General features: G+C 40.5%; 17 protein-coding genes. 7 read left to right on the top strand and 10 right to left on the bottom strand.

The window, feature by feature from the left end; all coding sequences use genetic code 11:
• Positions 1-508: 508 nt before the first annotated feature.
• A complete protein-coding gene (locus tag AU255_RS06005) occupies positions 509-655 on the bottom strand; it encodes a hypothetical protein (protein WP_233144566.1) in 147 nt (48 codons plus the stop codon).
• Positions 656-928: 273 nt separating this feature from the next.
• Between AU255_RS06005 and AU255_RS06000 the strand changes: the two genes are divergently transcribed.
• Together AU255_RS06000 and AU255_RS21540 are read left to right on the top strand one after the other, a co-directional pair.
• Positions 929-2344 carry an L-lactate MFS transporter gene (locus AU255_RS06000; protein ID WP_080522026.1) on the top strand — a complete coding sequence of 472 codons (1416 nt, stop codon included), beginning with the start codon at positions 929-931 and terminating at the stop codon, positions 2342-2344.
• Between the two features lie 17 nt (positions 2345-2361).
• A complete protein-coding gene (locus tag AU255_RS21540; RefSeq protein WP_456299070.1) occupies positions 2362-2490 on the top strand; it encodes an MFS transporter small subunit in 129 nt (42 codons plus the stop codon).
• Positions 2491-2595: 105 nt separating this feature from the next.
• Here the strand turns inward: AU255_RS21540 and AU255_RS05995 are convergent, their stop codons facing one another.
• The 5 genes from AU255_RS05995 to AU255_RS05965 form a co-directional block, all read right to left on the bottom strand.
• A complete protein-coding gene (locus AU255_RS05995; RefSeq protein WP_198942545.1) occupies positions 2596-3849 on the bottom strand; it encodes a lipase family protein in 1254 nt (417 codons plus the stop codon).
• A gap of 104 nt (positions 3850-3953) precedes the next feature.
• Positions 3954-4589: a DUF2459 domain-containing protein gene (locus AU255_RS05990; RefSeq protein WP_158083065.1), complete on the bottom strand. Its 636-nt coding sequence runs from the start codon at positions 4587-4589 to the stop codon at positions 3954-3956.
• Positions 4590-4830: 241 nt separating this feature from the next.
• A complete protein-coding gene (locus tag AU255_RS05985; protein ID WP_080522024.1) occupies positions 4831-5802 on the bottom strand; it encodes an IS1595 family transposase in 972 nt (323 codons plus the stop codon).
• A 431-nt stretch (positions 5803-6233) separates the two neighbouring features.
• A complete protein-coding gene (locus tag AU255_RS05980; RefSeq protein ID WP_080522023.1) occupies positions 6234-6809 on the bottom strand; it encodes a hypothetical protein in 576 nt (191 codons plus the stop codon).
• A 1229-nt stretch (positions 6810-8038) separates the two neighbouring features.
• On the bottom strand, positions 8039-9634 hold the full coding sequence (locus AU255_RS05965; RefSeq protein ID WP_080522020.1) for a SulP family inorganic anion transporter: 1596 nt from the start codon (positions 9632-9634) through the stop codon (positions 8039-8041).
• 691 nt (positions 9635-10325) lie between these two features.
• On the opposite strand from AU255_RS05965, the gene AU255_RS05960 reads away from it, so the two are divergent.
• Together AU255_RS05960 and AU255_RS05955 are read left to right on the top strand one after the other, a co-directional pair.
• A complete protein-coding gene (locus tag AU255_RS05960; protein ID WP_080522019.1) occupies positions 10326-11039 on the top strand; it encodes a DUF2490 domain-containing protein in 714 nt (237 codons plus the stop codon).
• 437 nt (positions 11040-11476) lie between these two features.
• On the top strand, positions 11477-11689 hold the full coding sequence (locus tag AU255_RS05955; protein WP_080522018.1) for a cold-shock protein: 213 nt from the start codon (positions 11477-11479) through the stop codon (positions 11687-11689).
• A gap of 361 nt (positions 11690-12050) precedes the next feature.
• Here AU255_RS05955 and AU255_RS05950 read toward each other — a convergent pair whose 3' ends face one another.
• The 4 genes from AU255_RS05950 to AU255_RS05930 form a co-directional block, all read right to left on the bottom strand.
• Positions 12051-12263: a rubredoxin gene (locus tag AU255_RS05950; protein WP_080522017.1), complete on the bottom strand. Its 213-nt coding sequence runs from the start codon at positions 12261-12263 to the stop codon at positions 12051-12053.
• A gap of 347 nt (positions 12264-12610) precedes the next feature.
• Complete coding sequence (locus tag AU255_RS05940) at positions 12611-13363, bottom strand: endonuclease/exonuclease/phosphatase family protein (RefSeq protein ID WP_080522015.1); 753 nt, start codon at positions 13361-13363, stop codon at positions 12611-12613.
• A 24-nt stretch (positions 13364-13387) separates the two neighbouring features.
• Positions 13388-13867: a CDP-archaeol synthase gene (locus AU255_RS05935; RefSeq protein WP_080522014.1), complete on the bottom strand. Its 480-nt coding sequence runs from the start codon at positions 13865-13867 to the stop codon at positions 13388-13390.
• 231 nt (positions 13868-14098) lie between these two features.
• Complete coding sequence (locus tag AU255_RS05930; RefSeq protein ID WP_080522013.1) at positions 14099-14482, bottom strand: hypothetical protein; 384 nt, start codon at positions 14480-14482, stop codon at positions 14099-14101.
• Between the two features lie 29 nt (positions 14483-14511).
• On the opposite strand from AU255_RS05930, the gene thiD reads away from it, so the two are divergent.
• From thiD to soxX, 3 genes are read left to right on the top strand one after another with little or no spacing between them, the layout of a single operon-like run.
• On the top strand, positions 14512-15306 hold the full coding sequence (thiD, locus tag AU255_RS05925) for a bifunctional hydroxymethylpyrimidine kinase/phosphomethylpyrimidine kinase (protein WP_080522012.1): 795 nt from the start codon (positions 14512-14514) through the stop codon (positions 15304-15306).
• A gap of 26 nt (positions 15307-15332) precedes the next feature.
• A complete protein-coding gene (thiE, locus tag AU255_RS05920; RefSeq protein ID WP_080522011.1) occupies positions 15333-15947 on the top strand; it encodes a thiamine phosphate synthase in 615 nt (204 codons plus the stop codon).
• Positions 15944-16315 carry a sulfur oxidation c-type cytochrome SoxX gene (gene soxX / locus AU255_RS05915; RefSeq protein ID WP_080522010.1) on the top strand — a complete coding sequence of 124 codons (372 nt, stop codon included), beginning with the start codon at positions 15944-15946 and terminating at the stop codon, positions 16313-16315. Before thiE ends, soxX begins: the two co-directional genes overlap by 4 nt.
• Positions 16316-16376 lie beyond the last annotated feature (61 nt).

Below are 16376 nucleotides of genomic sequence, written 5' to 3'. Positions count from 1 at the left end.
TCTAATTAATAAGATTTACTTTCGGCGGGAAAATACCTGGTTGATATGTTTTTTTTGATAAGGCGTTGTTAAAGCGATATTGCTCAACGTTGCTATTTTGAATTTTCCATTACCCGCACGGTAATATTAAAGCAGCCTAATTTCTAATAAGCCCTCCCCCAACTCTCCTTTTTTGGTTATTTAGCATTATCCTAGAAGCCGCAGTTGACCGCTATAAAATAGTATGCGACAGAATATAAAATATAATGATCGTAAATGCTTGTCACCTGTTGGGTGACTCTATTCCGCTTCACGGTTTTGTGGATAAATCTGAGCACGAAATACCGTGTTACAGCTCTTGCCAAGGGCTACGGCCATTGCCTGCGAACTGTGCCTTGTCTTTCATACTCAGATTTCCCACAAAATCCGTACTCAACTGCGGTTTCTAGGATTATAGCACCAACCAACCGTTAACATGTTCGAGGAGTCATCGGAATACCCCAGGGGCAGTCTTGATTAAAAGTCATAGCTATTTTTCACGATTGTCAAAAATATGCCTGCTTTCTTGTTTAAAATATTCCATCATTTCATGGCCACTTTGATCGATATACATCCCGATAACCAAGTGTGCGGCTGGATCAGTAGCAATCATACGTACAACATCATTTCCCTGCATTTTGCTTAAGGTTTTTTAGGCGCAAAAGCGGTAAAGGTCACTGCAGGCCTTGCGCATCTACTTTAACTGAGGTTTCCAGGTTTAACAAGAGATGATAATCACACCAAATGCTGAGTTACCTTTATTTTAGCAACGCAAAAGAAAAAAATTCGCTTTCGAGTGCCAAAACCCGATTAAAATAACACATTACGCAAATCACTCAGAATTTAAACCTGATGCTCTCATAATCAATATGCGTAACATCAGCTCTTATTGAATAAACCAGGAAACAAGATGTTAGACTTTTTTTCCAGGCAACGTATTGTTGCCCAACCTGATTATAATCGCTGGATGGTTCCACCAGCTGCATTAGCGGTACATTTATGTATCGGTCAAGCATACGCCTTTAGTGTTTTTAATAATCCACTCACTCGAGTGATTGGTATTACTGAATCTACTTCAGAAGATTGGCAATTAACAACAATAGGCTGGATTTTTAGTTTAGCGATTGTTTTTTTAGGTTTATCTGCTGCTTTTGGTGGAAAATGGCTGGAAAAAGTAGGGCCTAGATTGACTATGTTTGTTGCTGCGTGCTGTTTCGGTGGTGGTTTCTTAGTGTCTGCGCTGGGTGTATATTGGCATCAAATTTGGCTGCTTTATTTAGGCTATGGCGTGATCGGTGGAATTGGTCTGGGCTTAGGTTATGTTTCTCCGGTATCGACTTTAATTAAATGGTTTCCTGATCGACGCGGTATGGCTACGGGCATGGCAATTATGGGCTTTGGCGGTGGCGCTATGATTGGCGCACCCTTATCTATTGCTTTGATGGACCATTATAAATCAGCTACTTCAGTCGGGGTTATGGAAGCATTTGTGGTGATGGGTTGCCTGTATTTCGTTTCGATGTTGATTGGTTCTTTAACTATCCGTACGCCACCTAAAAACTGGCAACCAGAGGGCTGGGTACCACCTGTGGTGGAAAATAACATGATCACGAAGCACCATGTTCATATTGATCAAGCACTCAAGACACCGCAATTTTATTTGCTTTGGTTAGTACTTTGTTTAAATGTCACGGCGGGTATCGGGGTACTTGGTCAGGCTTCAGTCATGATTCAAGAAATCTTTAAAGGCACGATCACAGCGGCTGCCGCCGCTGGATTTGTTGGCTTACTGAGTTTATTTAATATGGGTGGCCGATTCTTTTGGTCATCGGCATCGGATTATATCGGCCGAAAAAACACCTATTTTATTTTCTTTGTTTTAGGTATTGCGCTTTATGCCTCAGTTCCATCTATTGGCGCATCAGGTAATATGAGATTGTTTATTATCTTCTATGCCTTAATATTAAGCATGTATGGCGGTGGTTTTTCAACAATCCCCGCTTATTTGGCAGATATTTTTGGCACAAAATATGTCGGAGGCATACATGGACGGTTATTGACCGCCTGGGCTACCGCCGGCGTTTTAGGGCCTGTTTTAGTGAACTATATTCGTCAATTTCAAATTGACCAAGGCGTTGCTAAGGCGGATGCTTACAGCGTAACTATGTATATTATGGCAGGGTTGTTAAGTTTAGGTTTTGTCTGTAATTTGTTAATTCGTCCGGTGCATGAAAAACACCATATAAAACATGACGAATTGGATGAAGTGGATGGCATTTTTCCCTATCCTGATAACGCTGGACTTGAACAGACAACAGATAATTAATACAACGATCACTTATTATGCATAATTCAAAATCTTCTTCTAGAAACAATGTCTTATTATTGCTCTTTTGGCTTTACGTCAGTCTGCCCTTAGCATGGGGGATCTGGTCAACCTTGCAAAAAGCATTCGCCTTATTTAATTATTGAGAAACGAATGGGGTCAAATTGATCCCATTCATTGCTGATCCCCGCATTTTTCCAGCTCCATGCGGGCTACTACTCTTTAGGGTATTATTTAAGATAACGTCCTTACTACCAGCCTTGCTGGTAAATGCTCAGTAAGTTTGAGGCATTTCCGATTAGCTCGGTAATGCTATGTCGGTTAAACCTAAGTTCATATAATTCTGCTAAGGAATCTTTTATATCCGGTTGTATTTCCTTAGCCTCAAAATCAAATTGAATCAGTGGAGATACATGAGCTGCCTTTTGGTATGTCAGGCCTATGTTATCGGCATGTGAGACCGGATCATGCACATCACTGATCACATGAATTGTCTCATTCAGTTCTTCGGCAGTTAATTCTGTTGGATGTTCAGCAAAAAAATCATCAGGTACCGGGGCAGAATTAAATGCATAGGTTGTCAGTTTAAACACTGCTCCAACCGCTTGTGCTAAGCCACCACCCAAAGAATGACCTGTGACGATAATATGATGGTCGGAAAATGAATCAACTAAAGTTTGGGCTAAATTAAACGCATGTTGGAATTGTGGGCTACTTTCACCAAAAGACAATAGCGCATCAGCCGCCAGATCTAGCGCTGACTCTTTAGTTTCATTAATTGAGCATGGGAAAGCACAGGTTTCAGTGCCACGAAAGGCTAATACCAAATCACCTGTTTTCGGGTTGCTATATATGCCTGCTTGCATGCCTGAAACTTTACTTTCCTGATATACCAGCTCCCAGTCACCCACGGAGATATTACCAAAATCATAAATGGCATCAGCCAATTGTGCGTAAGGCAGTGATTCGCCAAGCAAGTTGACAGATCGACGTTCCATTTGATTGAGCATGCCGTAAGGCTTCCAGGTTTGATTGGGAATATAATCAGGGTTTATATAAGTGTTAATTGATGATAATTCAAACAGACTCATGCCATTTTCTTGCTTGAAAACAAGAGTCGCTGCATAACGTTCCGTGCCATAGGTAGCTGGAATATCAACAGTGGGTAAGGATAATTTGCCTGTTTCTATAGAATAAGAGTGCTGACTATCTTTGATAGATTGGTCTATATCCGCGCTGATCAGTGCAAATTTATTAGGGTTCTCAGCACCCATCCATTGCAATGATGCTTTATAAAATTGTATGTCATCACCATTGCTAACTTTTATCTGCTGTAAGCAGACGATTTCGGCCGCAGGCAAGTAGACTGCAGGTGCTGTCTCATCCAGACATTCACTCGGATGGGCTGCAGCTAAGTGAGTGTAAGCTAAAAAGCCAGATAGGATCATGCCGTGCAAAAGCCATGCTTTTAAATGTTTAATAATAGGGGTGTAATCTATATGCATACAAAGTGCCTACAGTGATGGTTAAGTAATAGAATTCATTATAATCCAATTCTTACTTTGCGTAAGCAGGGAATCTAAGGGCCGGGTCCAGAGTTGCGAATTATTCACTCAAAAAGAGATAGATCAAGGCGTTCAGGTCCTTTGGCTTGCTTTTGAATAACCGCTCCAAAAGACCTGATTTGAGACATCAACCCTTCCACAGTAATGGTAAAGGCGGGCCTGATTGGACAGCCGGCAGTCAACAGTGCTTCAGCAGTCCAGGCATTGCAGGTTTTGAACAAGTGGTATGTTTCTCCAGATAAATAAAACTGACTGTTACCGTAAAGACCTTTAGCAATAGGCTTTGAGATGCCATCCGGGTCTTGGTAATGGCTTGCTGCAATATAACGTATCATGCGTTCAAAACCCTCATTAGACAGGCGAACTTCGATAATTTCACTTGAGGGAAAATAGGAAGTAACGGCTTTATTAAAACCAACAATGTGCAGAACACTGGGCGTAGGCCAAAGTATCGCTTTAATTGCTATACCTAAGTGAGGGTTAGGTGTCTGATAATAATCTTTGTCGCCCCATCCAATTTCAAGATATTTTGCATTAGGGAAATCCTGACTTTCCCGCCATACGGTATCGGGTATGTCTGCCTGATTTAATACAATCCCCGCATGCCAACCATGGCTGACCAGATAAATTATTTTTGTTGAATCAACATTGTTGGCTAGATGTAGCTCATTGATAGACATACTGAATGTTTCAGAGTTCAAAACCATAAGCAGTGATACAACGAAACGATTCAGGATTGTCATATATTCCTTTTTACCAATGAAAACTCGGCTTTTTTAAATTGAAATGGATTATTGTTTCATTCTATATTACAAAGTTGCTTTAGAGTGCTAGGCAGAATACATTATTTTTTCATAGGCTTCAGTCATTCGACGAGACAGACACTTAATAATTTCGGATGGCTGTTTGCAAATAACAAGGCTATGTCACCGTTAAGTATTGAAAATCACCCAGAGCAGAATGTAACAATTGCTCAGGGGTTAGATTGTGGTTCCGATCCATAATTCTGCACCAAGCCAAATAATTAGGTAAATACTTGGTGGCTACACCATGAAAGCGGTCTAGCCATGATTTAAAACGGTGGTGGTATGCATTGACATTTTGTATATGATAGGCCCCTTTAGTCACCCGCTGCCCTTGACTCATGTTAACGATTTCATGAGATACTTTTTCAGCTTTACAAAATGCACCATAAGTTGGATTGCCATCACTCACAAGGAGGGCATCCTGGTCTAGTATTGGCTTTAAATGCGTATCAAGAACAATTTTGCTTATTGGGCCATTACCTGTCACAAAATCTACGGTTTGTTTTGAGCGATCACGAGCAATTAAAATGCACATTTGCTCATCAGAAATCCCTCGCTTAGTCGCACAGCCCCCTCGTTTCCTTGGTTGACGATTGAGATGGCGTTCTCCTTTATGTGACTCAAGTAAGTAGGTTTCATCAGCTTCTGTAATGCCATGAAGAGCACTGGGACGATCCTGCTGAATCCAGCTTAAAAAACGGTGCCGCCATCGAAAGGTTGTAGTTCGATGCACATTAATTTCTTTAGCTGCCTGCCGGACAGTCAATGATTCTGCGATAGCTCCTAAGTAATCAAGCCACTTTGACTTGAGGCGTAGATGAGCAAGAGGCGTTCCTGTCAAAGCATTAAATGTCTTTTTGCAGGCTTTACAGCGGTAGCGCTGAAGGCCATCTTTTATTCCATGCCTGTGGCTTTCGGTATGGGAGCAATGAGGGCATTTACCTTTGCTATCAAATATTGTTTCAATTAAATCAAAAACCTTAGGTTCGTCCTCTAGTTGATCCAGTGCTTTCGTTAGAACAGTGCGTTGATGGTGGTCAAGTTGATTTATTTCGGAAATGAACTCTAAAAACTCTGGGGCTTTCATAACTATCTCCTTAATTTACATGGGCTTTATTTACTTATACGCTCTTGTTATATGAAATTCCATACTTTACGGTGACATAGCCAATAACAATGGGAGACGCGTTAAACTGAAACACCCATTTTGAACCTGATAGCTCTGGTGGCCTGTTCGCTTTTGGTTATGCAAAAATACAAGCCCTGGTCAGAAATGAAAAAACAGGTTGTTTTTCCAAATTGAAAACTGAATACGTACCACGTTCAGCTAATTTTATCGGTCCTCAAGACACCGACATTCCGACAGGGATTGTCGGTATCGAGTGTACACGAAAGTACTCCGAAAACACTCCGAAAACACTTTATATTCAAGTATTTGCATAGATACTGTCAGAACCTTGCACCCGTTATTATTTTGTGCAGCACATCCCTGTGCTACGGGCCAAAGTTTGTAACAGTTTAATTTTGATCCATCACCTTCACGCAAAGATGAGTGGGTTTATTATTAGCATCTAGAATCGGTTTCAAGGTAAAAGACACAATCGATTCAACACCGGCATCACCTAAGTCAGCTACAGGAACTTTTTTTACACTAATTTTATTTCCTTTTGTTTTCCATCGATAGTCAGCGTCGAATGCCTTGTTTTTTCCAGAATTAGCAAGGTCAACTTCAAAATCAGCGCCGGCACACGCCTCTCCCGGCGCTTTCAAATCGAGCACATGCGTGTGGAAGCCACTTTCTGGATGTTCATAAGAGCTGTCGTCTATCGGTAGATGGGTCACTAAAACTAAGAGGTTATTACCTCCGTCGGTTAAAGCCGCATAACCGAAAGCACCGGATTTACCATCAACCGGGATAGGCGCCTGGGTCTTGATTTCTAGTTTGAGCACTTTATTGCTACCCTCACTTTCCACCTCGACTTCTGTTTCTTTGAGCACTAAATAACCAGGAATAGGCGCCGCATGAAGCGTTGTTATTGTGGTGATAAAAAGACCTAGCGCCAAGAGCCCAGGACAAATTTGGATTGTTTTCATACTCACTACCTCATCGTTTAATTATTATAATAATATCGATTCGCTATTATAGTAGCAGATTCATCTTTCTATAGCAATTCTTTTCGAACCTTAAAATTGACAACTCAGAAGGCTAAGCAATTGAATAGCAACCAAACTAAGACTTATTTTATTTTTGAGTAAAGATGGCTGTCTCCAATAACTTGTTATGAGTGATTTATACTGCATGCTAGTGACAAAGTAGTTGTTCTTTAAGTTGCTTTAAAAAATAGGGCAGCACACGCCTAAGCCGAAAAAGTCCGTACATAAAAATAAGCTACAGTAGATAAAAAACAACAATTTGGCTTTGTTTGCGGGTGGCATGAAAAACAAGTTCAATAAGTTCCTCAAGAGTAAATGGCGATATGCAGGACTGAAAATAATGCGTCCAGCATCAGATCATACAGAGTGATGACTAGGTCAATCAGAATGAATCTGATTAGTACATTCGATTACATAGATCATCATGTGTGGCTCAGCGCACTCTGTTATTAAACATCTGAATAGAATTTAACTTTTCCGGTTTCAATGTCGTACATTGTACCGACTTTGCGAATCTCAAAGCTTTGCCCCAGGACGTTTAATAAAGGACTTTTGCTGCGAATTTGCTCAACGGTCAATTGCGCAGTTTTATCGGCCACCTTTCGTACAAGGCCGTCATTAATAACATTACCAGCCCCCACGCGCACATCGCATGGGGGATTTGCTTCAGCAACAAAATAAAGCCTATTCCGGACAGCATGCCGTTAATGACTGAAGATGGAAAGTAATAATCCCCAGTTTTTCCAGATCCATGCTGACCTGAATAATGCCTGCCATCAACCAGGGCCAGCAGAAAAGCATTGAAGCCCAGTGTTGCTACAAGGCCGACAAGACAATAATCGCGAGGCCCGCTGTCGAACCGCTGACGCCCAATGATGAACCACTTAATGGAGCAATTATTATTCCGCCGATAATACCGGCAATCAAGCTAGAGAACAGGAAGCGCTGGAAGCCAGTGCGATTCCTATGGATAACGGGATGGATATTAAAAAAACTGCTACACCCGCCGGCACATTGTATTTCAAGTTTGCGAATAGTCTATTGCTTTTAGCGATAGAGCGTCCATTAATCTATATTTTTATAGCTTATGTTTTCATAAACCTGACTTTACCCGGGTAGATATTGCCGTCGTTAGCATATAAAGCCAACGCTTACCGAGCGCATACGATTCACGTCCGACCATTTAAAACCACCAGAGACTCGTGTTTTCTGGTCTTTTCTTTCCCATACAGATCAATGATTTCAACCGTGATATTGTCGTCAGGTGCAGTCGTCAGGAAATCTTCAATCGTTTCCAAAATATCATGATCAATAAACCGGGCTTTGCTCGCATCGATGGTGACTGAACTATCTCCCGGGATGCTTAAAATAAATTTTCTTAATAAGGCTTTATTCAGAAAAGAAACATCTTTGTTCAGTGTCAGCAGGTAGTGTGAAACATCTTGAGTAAGTGTAATGGCTGCATGATAATTGGCTTTGATAACAAAAAACAGGCCAATAACCATTCCTATGGCCATTCCTTTTAATAAATCAGTAACCAGAATTGCAATCACAGTAATAATAAAAGGAAGAAATTGACTCATGCCTTTTTGGTAAAACGACTTGAATAAAGCCGGATTGGCCAACTTATAACCTGTATACAACAAAATTGCCGCTAAACAAGCAAGTGGGATATAGTTGAGGTATTGTGACAAAAACATGACGCTGAGCAACAATAACACGCCATGAGTAAAACAGGCTACACGGGTTGTTCCCCCTGCGTTGATGCTGGCTGCACTGCGCACTATAACGGCGGTGACAGGCAAACCGCCTAGTAAGCCACTGATAATATTACCAACACCTTGCGCCTTCAGCTCTCGATTGGTGGGTGCGAGACGTTTCATAGGGTCCAGTTTATCAGTCGCTTCAAGGCTTAACAGCGTTTCCAGGCTGGCGATTATCGCAATCGTTACGGCAACGGTATAAACATGCGGGTTGCCAAGATGGCTAAGATAACTGGCGTCTGGCAGTACAAAATTATTAAAAAAATCTGTGGCATTTTTTGAGACCGGCAAGTTGACCAAATGTTCGCTTCTAACTGCCCAGTTGGGCGCAAACTGACGAGTGAACCCGTTATAGGCAACGCCCCAAATGACTGCTACCAAAGGTCCAGGAATCAGTTTTAACCAGTTTTGATTTTTAAACCAGGGTGTGCTCCAGAGCATTAACAGTAACAATGCCACAATACTGATAATCAACGAACCTGGAGAAATACCTCCTAAGGCATCAAATAACTCAGTAAAACTGGATCTGGCAGTTTCCTCCATATAGCTTTCATCCCCTTCAAAACTGCTATCGTGTCCCGTGGCATGAGGAATCTGTTTGATAATCAAAATTAAACCAATTGCGGCCAGCATGCCTTCAATAACGGCAGCGGGAAAAAATGCCCCTATTATTCCGGCTCTCAGACACCCCAATACCAGTTGTATAATTCCTGCTAACACACAGGCAACCAGCAAGCCCTGAAAACCGCCAAGGGTTTCAATGGCATTAAAAACGATAACGGTTAAACCGGCGGCAGGGCCCGAAACAGCAAGTTGAGAGCCACTGAGCCAGGAAAGAACGAGCCCACCTATCAGTCCACCAATTAAACCAGAAAATAAAGGTGCCCCTGATGCCAGAGCTATTCCGAGGCATAAAGGTAATGCTACTAAAAACACTACTATTCCCGCTGGAATATCGTCTTTTAGATGGCGAAAATAATATTGTTTATGTTTATGTATCATGTCCAATAGCCCAAAGAAGAAGTTTGTTATTGCATATGATATCGAATCGATATCATAACTAAAGAAGAGTTTTTATTGTATATGATATCGAATCGATATCATAGTTCTAATTTTTCGCAATTCCTGAAGCTTAAAGTCCAACGTTTCTCTAGTACTTACCCAGGTTGTTGTTATTACGATACAATATTTTTCACGATTGACTCTCCAGAAGCGAAGGCCTTCTTTGTTACATTGTCAGGGTAGCTCTTTACCCATACCCTTGGATTCATCCGGTAGCACGGATGATTTCCTCATGGAGGAAATAATTCAGGAATTATAAATTTATCCTCCAGCTCATATACTTCTCGACAGAAATCTGACTGTTGTACGAATGCGTTGACTATAGCTGATAGTCGTAGGTCTTTGAGTTAAGTCAGTGTTTGTTGAATCATTTCTATCTATCTCTCTATTATTTTTTTATGATGATCCACTAGATTGATATTGTGGTTTATGTACAATTTCAGAGAATATCAATATTGGGTAAGTTGGTAGCCGCTTATAGGAAATTAAATTAAAATTGCGGAAAATTATAGTATCTACCGATTATTTAAACAGACTATTCAGAACTGATTTTCAAACAGTGAATAGTTTGTTAATGTATTTACGATATAGTTTATATTTTTAGCTGCTTGTTCAGGATTAGTAAAATCAGATGATAAAAAAAACATCTACATTCAGGTCAGGAGCTTTGTTTATTTTAGGCCTGAATTCTGTTACATCCAATGCTCAACAGTTAAACCAGGACTTTCAGACCTGGGGAAATATCACAACGATATTATCATTAGGCAAGTTTAATTCTGATTCGGATAACATAAAACTTTGGTTGGAAGGTCAAGGCCGTTTCGGGCAGGATAGCTCACAATTTTCACAAGGTATTTTAAGAACCGGGCTCGGTTATTATTTTCGAGATAACATCAGTTTATGGCAGGGTTATGCCTGGATTCCCAATAACCCACCAGCACCTCGCAGCAATTTTGATGAACAACGAATTTGGCAGCAGCTGTTATGGACAGAAAAATTCAGCGATGGCATATTTATGTCACGTACCCGGTTAGAACAGCGTTTTGACGATCGGGGAGACGATGTCGGCTGGCGTTTTCGCCAGTTTTTCAAATATCAGCATCCTTTCAGTGTTGCACCCAAATTAAGCGGAGTCATATGGGATGAAGTCTTTGTTGTGATTAATAAAACCGATTGGAATCCCGATAACGGTTTTGATCAAAACCGTGTCTTTGTCGGATTAGGTTACCAATTTAACCAAAACATTCGATCTGAAGTGGGTTATATCAATCAATACATCAGAAATACCTCTACAACGGATGCAATGAATCATATTCTTTCGGTTAATTTGTTTCTAAACTATTAAAAACACATACTAATTAATTAAAATCGTAGGCTTGTATAATTTTCGTTACGGATTGACTAAGCAGAATCTAAGCAAGTAAAACGAAGATGTCAAATATTGCAATAATCCGTTATTGCAATATTTGACACCCTTCATGTTGATGCTTACCGCAAATACCATGAATGAAATGAGAATAAAAACTGTTGGGCGATAGCCGAGCGGTGCTTCAGTTCAAGCAGGGTATGCAATATAAGAAATAAATAATATTTGACAAGCACAATAATCCGCTTATAATAGGTTCTAGCTAGAAAATTTGATTTACCTTTGTTTTACCAATTCGATGTCTCTTCCGTTTTTTCTGTAGTCGCTCGTCCTGTTCTTCATTAAGTAATTTCCTCATTATCAGCTTTACCTGCCTTATTCTAAGGTTTTATATAAAAAATATTATAGGACTCATTATGTCTACTACAACTACTGGCACCGTAAAATGGTTTAATTCTGATAAAGGCTATGGCTTTATTGAACAACAATCAGGCCCCGATGTTTTCGTACATTTTCAACAAATCAATAACGCAGGCGGCTACAAGTCTTTAGACGAAGGCCAACAAGTTGAGTTTACAGTTGCGCAAGGCCAAAAAGGCCCGCAAGCTGAAAACGTAAACGTTATCTAAATTACTTTTTAAGTAACTGATTTGCGGCGTTAGTTCTGCTAGCGCTAAATTTAAAGAACCGGCTAATCCCAAAAGGGGTGGCCGGTTTTTTTATGTCTATCGAAAAAAATAGGCGCCAAACGAATGGGAGCAAGTCTTACAGCGTCTGTTTGTTCAAATTGCGACTAATATAATTCAGTGGTTCCATAAGCTCCTGCCCTTACCTTTTTTTCTACGATGTTTTTTTGTGAAAATTATCGCTCCAATTAATAAGAAAGGCCAGGTTAAGAAAAAAAGCGTTTTGAAAATAAGTAACCATTCCATATTCGCTGCTCCTGAATTTTATAATACTAATAATGTGGTTCCTGTTTTACCCGCTAAACTATGGCTTGTTTTTTTGATAGTCCAGCCATCCTGGTTCGTCTGCTTCCATTAATTTAAAAGCTTTTTTTGTGACACCACATTCTGGACAAACCCAGTTCTCAGGAACATCTTCCCAGCGTGTACCTGGCGCAATACCCGTTTCAGGATCGCCTTTAGCTTCATCATAAATATGTGTGCACACACTACACCTGTATTTCCTGAATTCAGACATAACTATTCTCCTACACTCGTACTTAATTAGGTATTAATAAGTCTATAATGAGGGATTATATTATGATTCATATATCTGATTCAGTTTATAGGCAATAAACATATAGTTTATTAAGAGGCTAAAAAAAATTTATTACTCGTTTTTTGAGAGACCAAAGGGCGCAGGAGGCAATATTATTAGCTTTCCCACAGTCAGCTTTGGGTCGAGCCAACTAAACAGACAGATGTTAATTTCGGATGGCCGCTTACAAATAACAATGGGAGCCTTTTTAAACTGAAACACCCATTTCTTCAGCAAGCTTAATAATTCACCCAAAAAGTGTTTTTGTAAAATTTGTACTGGCATGTTTAACGCTCAAAAGTAGCTAACAGAGGCGCGTGATCAGATAAACGATTCCATGGGGTATGCGTCAGTCGTTCACAAAATGCAGGGTGTAGCCCACGGTAATAAATACGATCCATTCGCAATACCGGCAACCAGGATGGGAAGGTTTTAGCATAACGATGATGCAGCGTTCTGAAGGCTTCTTTTAATTCCAGATGCTGATAAAAATGTTTTTCAGCCTGCCCCGCCCAGTCATTAAAGTCGCCGGCAAGAATCAGTGGCGCGTCATGCGGTATATGTTCATCAATACGTTGACACAAAGTTGCAAATTGGCGTCTGCGCTCAGTGCCAGTTAAACCTAAATGAATGCAGATGATATGTAAATCATGCGCCAGCCAGGGTAATTTAAGTTCCGCATGGAGTAAACTGCGGCTCGCCCAGACAAAGGGCGAAACATTGATGTTTTCCCAGCTTTTTAGTGGATATTTGCTGAGAATGGCATTGCCATGATCACCTATGCGATAAACGGCATTTTTAGCGTAAGCAAAGAAAGGCCAGGTATCTTGTGCTAAGAATTCTGTAGGGGAAATCGTCGGCCAGGTTGGGTGTTTTTTTTCATGTTCCGTATGCTGGCCCTGCATTTCCTGAAGAAATAAAATATCAGCATTGGTTTCTAATAGTGCTTCTTTAATTTGATGCAGAATAAAATGTCGATTACTCGCACTGAAACCTTTGTGAATGTTATAGCTAAGAATGCGCAATTTATTTTCTGGCATAGCCGGTTTACTCCTCTGTCAGTATTAATAAGGTCTTTTGCGGATATGTAAGCGAAATAAAAGCGGTGAGAGCAATACCTCAAAGGCAAAAAACAAAATCACCGTGAGCATTATCTCAATAAAACCTAAAGCCAAGGCCTCGCGTAAAATAATAAGCGGTAATACTGATTCTGGCAGTAGATCCAGAACTCTAAAGCAACTACTTTCAACGTAACCGAGGCGGCGTTTGATAAAGCTAGCGATTAAATCACCGAACATAGCTAAGAGACCAAATAGTGCTCCGTTGAGGTAGTTCAAAGTAAATATTGACGCTATAAGTGATGTTGCTAATACCGACATCAATATGCCACGCCATGTTTTGCTATAACCAAACAAGGGTTTTTTATCGAAAAATGTACAACCGAAATCTACTCGCCATGAGCAGTATGAGCCAAAAATATCACGTGATAATATCGGCATACCATTCGCTATAATCAATAATATAAGTGAGTCAAAAATGCACATTGCCAGCAAGTTAAATTATTTTCCATGAGCATTCTTATGGTCTTCAAATTGAAGGCTACAGCATATATACCATTCGAGCCGTTTCATATTGCGATAGTTACTGAAAAAACTCTGGTTGATCTTATGGCTTGATGAGTTTCAGGGTAGACACAAATATGGGAATACTGATGTTCCCCCCTTTCCTCTTTGAGAGAGGTTAACAGTGAGGAAAAGGATCAAATACCATGATCGCTAATATTCCCCAGTTCGCACCAGATCTTCCAATTTACTAATCGCTGCCTCACATTCATCTAATGAACTTAACACACGTTGCTTAGCTATTAGATCATTACCTGAGTTATCACGAATATGGATAGCATAAGAATTCAATTCAGCACAGGCATCCTGCATTTCCTGTTCAGCCTTGGACAAAGTGCTGTTCTCTTCATCCATCGTCAGTATCATTACCTCACTCACTACATTATTTTCTCGCCTGAATATCGCTTCAGCATCGAGCCTGAGTTGGGTAATTTTATATATCCCTATGGGGTCTTTTACAGTTGCACAACCAGAAAATAGCATACAGCTTATAATTAATACGGATTTGTTAATAACTTTCTGGTTAAATAGCAGCATATTTTCTTTATGATAAAAACTAAAATATTATGACTCAAACAACTAAACCCGTTGTACTTTGTTTTTCAGGCCATGACCCTAGCGGCGGCGCGGGTATACAAGCTGATATTGAAACCATCGTGAGTCATCAATGCCATGCCGCCAGTATTATCACCACGATAACTGAGCAAGACACCAAAAATGTAAAAAAAATATTGCCCCAGTCAGCTTCGGCAATTATGTCACAAGCAAGAACCATTTTAGAGGATTTACCTGTAAAAGCCATTAAAATTGGTCTAATTGGCTGTTTAGAAACTGTTGCGGCCATACATACAATTTTAAGCGAACATTCAAATCTGCCCGTCATTTTGGACCCAGTACTTGCAGCAGGTGGAGGGACAGTATTATCAAATGATGCTCTTATTGAATCTGTAAAAGAGCTCTTACTCCCCTGTACGACAATACTTACACCCAACAGCCTTGAAGCGCGCCAGCTTGCCAAGTCGGATGATCTGCAGTTATCTGGCATCCGATTATTAGAACTGGGATGTGAATATGTGTTGATAACCGGATCGCATGAACAAAGCGCCGTAGTCAGTAATCAGCTTTTCCATAAAGGAGAATGCATAGAAACATATACCTGGGATAGATTACCGCATAGTTATCATGGCTCGGGGTGTACTCTGGCATCAAGCATTGCCGCATTAATGGCCCATGATTTGAAAGTTGAAACCTGTATACAAGAAGCACAGGAATATACCTGGAATAGTTTAAATCATGCTTATCAACCTGGAAAAGGGCAGCATATTCCTAATCGTTTATTCTGGATGCAAGACTATGCCTGAGTTTCTTTCTAAGTGAGCCTGCCTGAATGAATTTTCCTGCATCGGGCTTATACGCTATCACTAAAACTGAAAACAAGACAGCAGATCAGATTATTGCTGATGTCACCGAAGCAATGAGGGGGGGCATACAAATTTTGCAATACAGGGATAAACACCCTGTTGATGCAAGCTATTTGGCTGGCGCGTTAAAAGAACTTTGCCATGTACAAAATATTCCGCTAATTATCAATGATAATATCGCTTTGGCAAAACATATAGGTGCGCATGGTGTACATATTGGCAAGGAAGATGGCTTGCTGAGTCATGCACGCGAGGTATTAGGTCGTACAGCAATTATAGGCGTTTCCTGTTATGACAGTGTCGAACTGGCATTACACGCTCAACAACACTCAGCCGATTATGTCGCCTTCGGTCGTTTTTTCCCATCTAACTCCAAACCTCTCGCTGCTGCTGCACATTTATCCAGCTTACGGCAAGCTAAAAGCTGTATAAATGTGCCTATTGTCGCAATTGGGGGCATTTTACCGGATAATGGTGCTGAACTACTCAATGCAGGTGCTGATCTATTAGCGGTTATCGGCGGAATATTTAATACAACACCTTATCAGTCGGCCCTGGCGTATCAGGGATTATTCAAATGAAAGTACTAATATTTCTGTTCTTAAGTCTATTCCTGAGCGCTTGCGCGTGCTCGGGCATGAAACAGCGCCTGGCAACAGGAAAAGATTTAAGTTTTCAACGCAGCAAAGGCAATTGTCTTGCTTGTCATATTATTGAAGATGGAGAAGATCCAGGGAATATAGGCCCTCCCCTAATTGATATACAGACAAAATATAAGACAAAAGACCAACTCAAGGCCGTTATCTGGGATGCTACACAATTTAATACAAATTCCAGCATGCCTCCTTTCGGAAAAAATAACATTCTAAGCCCTGAAGAACTGGATCTAGTGGTCGATTATATCTGGTCACTTAATACCCCTGTAAATCCCGGTCATACCAATCCTTAAAGTTACCCACACTCTACCTTTAGAATAAATTAACTAATAATATTCGTCTACCGCTTACTTG

This window comes from Methyloprofundus sedimenti, assembly GCF_002072955.1.
Taxonomy (GTDB): Bacteria; Pseudomonadota; Gammaproteobacteria; order Methylococcales; family Methylomonadaceae; genus Methyloprofundus; species Methyloprofundus sedimenti.
This window is presented reverse-complemented; position numbering and strand designations above follow the sequence as displayed.

Excerpts from the sequence above, each read along its gene's own strand:
- AU255_RS05965 (WP_080522020.1), bottom strand. The coding sequence starts at position 9,634 with ATGATACATAAACATAAACAATATTATTTTCGCCATCTAAAAGACGAT.
- AU255_RS05985 (WP_080522024.1), bottom strand. The coding sequence starts at position 5,802 with ATGAAAGCCCCAGAGTTTTTAGAGTTCATTTCCGAAATAAATCAACTT.
- AU255_RS05935 (WP_080522014.1), bottom strand. The coding sequence starts at position 13,867 with ATGTGCATTTTTGACTCACTTATATTATTGATTATAGCGAATGGTATG.
- AU255_RS05930 (WP_080522013.1), bottom strand. The coding sequence starts at position 14,482 with ATGCTGCTATTTAACCAGAAAGTTATTAACAAATCCGTATTAATTATA.
- AU255_RS05940 (WP_080522015.1), bottom strand. The coding sequence starts at position 13,363 with ATGCCAGAAAATAAATTGCGCATTCTTAGCTATAACATTCACAAAGGT.
- AU255_RS06005 (WP_233144566.1), bottom strand. The coding sequence starts at position 655 with ATGCAGGGAAATGATGTTGTACGTATGATTGCTACTGATCCAGCCGCA.
- soxX (WP_080522010.1), top strand. The coding sequence starts at position 15,944 with ATGAAAGTACTAATATTTCTGTTCTTAAGTCTATTCCTGAGCGCTTGC.
- AU255_RS05955 (WP_080522018.1), top strand. The coding sequence starts at position 11,477 with ATGTCTACTACAACTACTGGCACCGTAAAATGGTTTAATTCTGATAAA.
- thiE (WP_080522011.1), top strand. The coding sequence starts at position 15,333 with ATGAATTTTCCTGCATCGGGCTTATACGCTATCACTAAAACTGAAAAC.
- AU255_RS21540 (WP_456299070.1), top strand. The coding sequence starts at position 2,362 with ATGCATAATTCAAAATCTTCTTCTAGAAACAATGTCTTATTATTGCTC.
- thiD (WP_080522012.1), top strand. The coding sequence starts at position 14,512 with ATGACTCAAACAACTAAACCCGTTGTACTTTGTTTTTCAGGCCATGAC.
- AU255_RS05950 (WP_080522017.1), bottom strand. The coding sequence starts at position 12,263 with ATGTCTGAATTCAGGAAATACAGGTGTAGTGTGTGCACACATATTTAT.
- AU255_RS06000 (WP_080522026.1), top strand. The coding sequence starts at position 929 with ATGTTAGACTTTTTTTCCAGGCAACGTATTGTTGCCCAACCTGATTAT.
- AU255_RS05995 (WP_198942545.1), bottom strand. The coding sequence starts at position 3,849 with ATGCATATAGATTACACCCCTATTATTAAACATTTAAAAGCATGGCTT.
- AU255_RS05960 (WP_080522019.1), top strand. The coding sequence starts at position 10,326 with ATGATAAAAAAAACATCTACATTCAGGTCAGGAGCTTTGTTTATTTTA.
- AU255_RS05990 (WP_158083065.1), bottom strand. The coding sequence starts at position 4,589 with ATGTCTATCAATGAGCTACATCTAGCCAACAATGTTGATTCAACAAAA.
- AU255_RS05980 (WP_080522023.1), bottom strand. The coding sequence starts at position 6,809 with ATGAAAACAATCCAAATTTGTCCTGGGCTCTTGGCGCTAGGTCTTTTT.